Here is a 316-nt window from a genome sequence, read left to right as displayed (position 1 = left end):
CGGTGATATTCTGATCGCCTATGCTTTAGCTCTGGCTGCGCAGAAATGGAACAATGCGGATTATCGCAAAACCGCCACTACAATTGCTGCAAGTCTGCTGAAAAAACAGATCACGACACAGCATGATGAGGTCATTCTGTTGCCTGCCATTCGCGGCTTCAGTGCCAAAGACCGTGATGACGGCCCGGTGATTAACCTGTCCTACTGGGTTTTTGAGGCTTTTCCCGTGCTCAATGAGCTGGCACCTTCTCCGTCATGGGATGCGCTGGCAAAGAGCGGTTTACAGCTTTTGCAACAAAGCCGGTTTGGCACGCAT

At 51.3% G+C, this 316-nt stretch carries 1 protein-coding gene; it reads left to right on the top strand.

What is annotated here, in order from left to right; translation table 11 throughout:
* A partial coding sequence (locus tag HBA93_RS20080; RefSeq protein WP_286202090.1) for a glycosyl hydrolase family 8 occupies positions 1-316 on the top strand: 316 nt, incomplete at both ends.

The organism is Ochrobactrum sp. SFR4 (genome assembly GCF_019730395.1).
Lineage (GTDB): Bacteria > Pseudomonadota > Alphaproteobacteria > Rhizobiales > Rhizobiaceae > Pseudochrobactrum.
This window is presented reverse-complemented; position numbering and strand designations above follow the sequence as displayed.